This window comes from Streptomyces sp. WAC06614, assembly GCF_003949795.1.
Classification (GTDB): Bacteria; Actinomycetota; Actinomycetes; order Streptomycetales; family Streptomycetaceae; genus Streptomyces.
Genome location: NZ_RPRY01000468.1, coordinates 1 through 4,200, shown reverse-complemented (window position 1 = coordinate 4,200; position 4,200 = coordinate 1). Strand labels below are relative to the sequence as shown.

The window sequence follows — 4,200 nt, the reverse complement described above, 5'->3', positions numbered from 1 at the left end:
TCATCGGCCCGATGACGAGCTGGCCCAGCGCCATGCGGCCCGGCGCGCTCGTCGTGTTCGTCCTGGGCGGCCTGACCGCCCTGGCCCCGCTGTCCATGGACATGTACCTGCCGGCCCTGCCGGAGGTGACCACCGCCCTGTCCAGCCCGGCCGCGACCGTCCAGCTCACGCTGACCGCCTGCCTGGCCGGCATGGCGCTGGGCCAGCTCGTCATCGGGCCGATGAGCGACAAGTGGGGCCGGCGCCGCCCGCTGCTCGTGGGCATGGTGGTCTACGTCCTGGCCACCGCCGTCTGCGCCCTGGCCCCCAGCGCCGGCCTGCTCATCGGCTTCCGGCTGCTCCAGGGCCTGGCCGGGGCCGCCGGGATAGTGATCGCGCGGGCCGTCGTGCGCGACCTGTACGACGGGGTCGCCATGGCCCGGTTCTTCTCCACCCTCATGCTGATCTCCGGGGCCGCCCCCATCGTGGCCCCGCTCATCGGCGGCCAGGTGCTGCGCGTCGCCGACTGGCGGGGCGTCTTCCTCGTGCTGACCGGGGTCGGCACCGTGCTCACCCTGCTGGTGTGGCGGGGCCTGCGCGAGACCCTGCCGCCCGAGCGGCGCCAGACCGGCGGGGTGGGCGCGGCCCTGCGGACCATGCGCGGGCTGCTGTCCGACCGGGTCTTCACCGGGTACACCCTGGCCGGCGGGTTCGCGTTCGCCGTGCTGTTCTCGTACATCTCCGCCTCGCCGTTCGTGGTCCAGGAGATCCACGGGGCCTCCCCGCAGGCCTTCAGCCTGCTGTTCGGGGCCAACTCGGTCGGGCTGATCGTGGTCGGCCAGATCAACGGCAAGCTGCTGGTGGGCCGGGTCAGTCTGGACAAGGTCCTCGCCGTCGGGCTGGCCGTGAGCACGCTGGCGTCGGTGGCCCTGCTGCTGATGGCGGCGGGCACGTTCGGCCGGACGGGCCTCGCCCCGGTGGCGGTCGCCCTGTTCGTGCTGGTCTCCGCGATGGGTCTGCTGCTGCCCAACACCAACGCGCAGGCGCTGATGCGTACCCCGCACGCGGCGGGCTCGGCCTCCGCGCTGCTGGGCACCTCCTCGTTCCTGGTCGGGGCGGTGGCCTCGCCGCTGGTCGGGATCGCCGGCGAGGACACGGCCGCGCCGATGGCTCTGGTCCAGGTGATCTGCTCGCTGCTGGCGGCGGCCTGCTTCCTCGGCCTGTGCCGTCCCTGGCAGGACCGCGAGCCGGTCGCCGCGCCCGCGGCGCCGTAAGCTGCCGTGGTGAACCACTCCGTACCCGCCTCCCCCACCACCGCCGACACCCTGCGCGCCGCGCTCGGCGGGCTGCTCGACGGGCTGCCGCCGAAGCAGGCCGCGGCCGCCGTCGACCGGCTGATCGCCAACTACCGGGGCCGGACGCCCACGGACGCGCCCGTGCTGCGGGACCGCTCCGACGTGGCGGCGTACGCGGCCTACCGGATGCCGGCGACCTTCGAGGCGGTCCGCGCGGCCCTCGGCGCCCTGGCCGACGCCGCCCCCGACTGGGCCCCGGCCTCGCACGTCGACGTGGGCGGCGGTACGGGAGCGGCGACCTGGGCGGTGGACGCGACCTGGGACGGGCCGCGGGAGACCACCGTGCTGGACTGGGCCGAGCCGGCGCTGGCGCTGGGCCGGGAGCTGGCCGGGGCCTCGGGTTCGCCGGTGCTGCGCGGGGCCGAGTGGCGCCGGGCGGTCATCGGGACCGGGCTGTCGCTGCCGGAGGCCGAACTGGTCACCGTCTCCTACGTGCTCGGGGAGCTGACCGCCGAGGCCCGCGCGGCAGTGGTCGCCGAGGCGGCCCGGGCGGCGCGGGTGGTGGTCGTCGTCGAACCGGGCACCCCCGAGGGCTACCTGCGGATCCGCGAGGCCCGCGACGCGCTGATCGCGGCGGGGATGCACGTGGCCGCGCCCTGCCCGCACGACGGGACCTGCCCGATCGTGGTCGGCGAGGACTGGTGCCACTTCTCGGCCCGGGTCAGCCGGTCCTCCCTGCACCGGCAGGTCAAGGGCGGGTCGCTGGCGTACGAGGACGAGAAGTTCAGCTACGTCGCCGCCGTGCGCCTCCCCGCGGCCCCGGCCGGGGCCCGGATCACCCGCCGGCCGCAGATCCGCAAGGGCCTGGTCCTGCTGGACCTGTGCGGGCCCGACGGACTGGTCCGCGAGACGGTCACCAAGCGCCACGGCGACCTGTACAAGGCGGCCCGGGACGCCGAGTGGGGCGAGGAGTGGCCGCCGGCCGGATGACCGGCGGCCGGTCCCGGTCAGGCCGGGCGCAGCTCCTGGGTGCAGCACTTCACGCTGCCGCCGCCCTTGAGCAGTTCGCCGAGGTCCACCCCGATCGGCTCGAAGCCGCGGTCGCGCAGCGGCCCGAACAGCCCGACCGCCGCCTGCGGCAGCAGCACGTGCCGGCCGTCGGAGACCGCGTTCAGCCCGAGCGCGGCCGCGTCCTGGTCGGTGGCGAGCAGCGCGTCGGGGAACAGCCGGCGCAGCACGGCGCGGCTGCCGGGCGAGAACGCCGGCGGGTAGTACATGATCTCGTCGCCGTCGAGCACGCACAGCGCGGTGTCGAGGTGGTAGTAGCGGGGGTCGACGAGGTCCAGCCCGATCACCGGCCGCCCGAAGAACTCCTGGGCCTCGTCGTGCGAGAGCGGACTGGACCGGAAGCCCCGGCCCGCCAGCACGTAGGTGGCCGTGACGGCGAAGTCGCCCTCGCCCTCGTTGACGTGCGAGGCCTGGTGGATCTCCGCGAACCCGTGCGCGGCGAACCACTGCGCGTGGGCCTCGGCCTCGGCGGCCCGCTCGGGGTAGGCGAAGCGCGCGATCAGCACCCGGTCGTCGATGACGGTGGCGCCGTTGGCGGCGAAGACCATGTCCGGCAGCGCCGGGTCCGGCGCGAGTTCCTCGACGGTGTGGCCGAGGGCGCGGTAGCGGTCCCGCAGGTCCTCCCACTGGGCCAGGGCGAGGGGCAGGTCCACCGGTTTCGTGGGGTCCATCCACGGGTTGATGGAGTACGTGACCTTGAAGTGCGCGGGTGGGCACATCAGGTACCGCCGGGGTGTGGCGTCTCTGCGCAAAGAAGGCTCCTCACGTTATGAGAGTCAGAGAATCGTCTCTCCTGAAAGGTGAGCGCGCAGTGAACTGTTCGGGTGGTTTACCGGACCATGGGAAGACGATACGTCTCGCGTTGGTAGGGTGGCCGGATGGCGAAGATCCCCGATGCCTCCCGTCGCAGCGACCGCTCCCGTCGCGCCATCCTCGACGCCGCGCTCGCCCTCGTCGGCGAGGTCGGCTACAACAAGCTCACCATCGAGGCCATCGCCGCACGGGCCGGCGTCGGCAAGCAGACCATCTACCGCTGGTGGCCGTCGAAGGCGGCGGTGCTCCTCGACGCCTCGCTCGCGCTGGCCGGGGACGCCGAGGCCGAGGGCGGCTGGGAGGGGTTCCCGGACACCGGTGACCTGGCCGCGGACCTGAAGCACGTCCTGCGGGCCACGGTCGACGAGTTCAACGACGAGAAGTACGAGGCGCCCGCCCGCGCCCTGACCGCCGCCGGGGCCACCGACCCCGCCCTCGGCGCGCAGTTCACCGCCAAGCTGCTGGAGCCGCAACTGGCCCTCTACGAGGCCCGGCTGCGCGCGGCCCGGGACGCCGGGCAGCTCGCCGAGGACACCGATCTGCGCCTCGCCGTCGAGATGCTCCTCGGCCCGCTGACGTACCGCTGGCTGCTGCGGACGGCTCCGCTGACCCACGCGTTCACGGACGCGCTGGTGGACCGGGTGCTCGGCGGTATCGCGAAGGTGGCGTAGATCACCGGGGCCCCCGGCCGCTTTCCCTCGCACAAGTGTGGCTGAAATGTGTGGTTATGTGGGGGTTGTGTGGTGCCCCGGGTTGGAGAGTGCGGTCACTTCGGCCTCCGGATGGTGGGACGATGGTGGGATCTGCCGAGGACCAACGGTGAGGTGAGGGGATAGATGGGGTCTGAGCCCGGCCGCGTCGTACGCGGCGAGCAGAGCAGGATTTCCGGATGGCTCCGCCGGCGCCGGAAACCCGTCGCGGAGGACCCCGGACGCACGCGTGAGGCGCTCCTGCTGGGCGTCGCCGCCGCGGGCCTCCCCCTCGCCCCCGCCGCCCATCCCGACGGCTACCGCTGTTCGTGCGAACGGATCGGCTGTCCCACCCC

The 4,200-nt window shown here is 73.9% G+C and carries 3 protein-coding genes and 2 pseudogenes; 4 read left to right on the top strand and 1 reads right to left on the bottom strand.

Annotated elements, in window-relative coordinates; translation table 11 throughout:
* Both EF918_RS33280 and EF918_RS33275 read left to right on the top strand, forming a co-directional pair.
* Positions 1-1,246 (top strand): annotated as a pseudogene (locus EF918_RS33280) (multidrug effflux MFS transporter); the annotation flags it as partial.
* Positions 1,247-1,262: 16 nt separating this feature from the next.
* Entirely contained in the window at positions 1,263-2,264 is a 1,002-nt protein-coding gene (locus tag EF918_RS33275) for a small ribosomal subunit Rsm22 family protein (protein ID WP_125652623.1), read from the top strand.
* Between the two features lie 17 nt (positions 2,265-2,281).
* Here the strand turns inward: EF918_RS33275 and ddaH are convergent, their stop codons facing one another.
* Positions 2,282-3,094: a dimethylargininase gene (gene ddaH, locus EF918_RS33270; RefSeq protein ID WP_125652622.1), complete on the bottom strand. Its 813-nt coding sequence runs from the start codon at positions 3,092-3,094 to the stop codon at positions 2,282-2,284.
* 126 nt (positions 3,095-3,220) lie between these two features.
* On the opposite strand from ddaH, the gene EF918_RS33265 reads away from it, so the two are divergent.
* Both EF918_RS33265 and EF918_RS37810 read left to right on the top strand, forming a co-directional pair.
* Positions 3,221-3,826 (top strand): TetR/AcrR family transcriptional regulator, encoded by a 606-nt coding sequence (locus tag EF918_RS33265; protein ID WP_125652621.1) that lies wholly within the window; start codon positions 3,221-3,223, stop codon positions 3,824-3,826.
* 165 nt (positions 3,827-3,991) lie between these two features.
* A pseudogene (locus EF918_RS37810) lies at positions 3,992-4,200 on the top strand (DNA primase); the annotation flags it as partial.

Excerpts from the sequence above, each read along its gene's own strand:
- EF918_RS33265 (WP_125652621.1), top strand. The coding sequence starts at position 3,221 with ATGGCGAAGATCCCCGATGCCTCCCGTCGCAGCGACCGCTCCCGTCGC.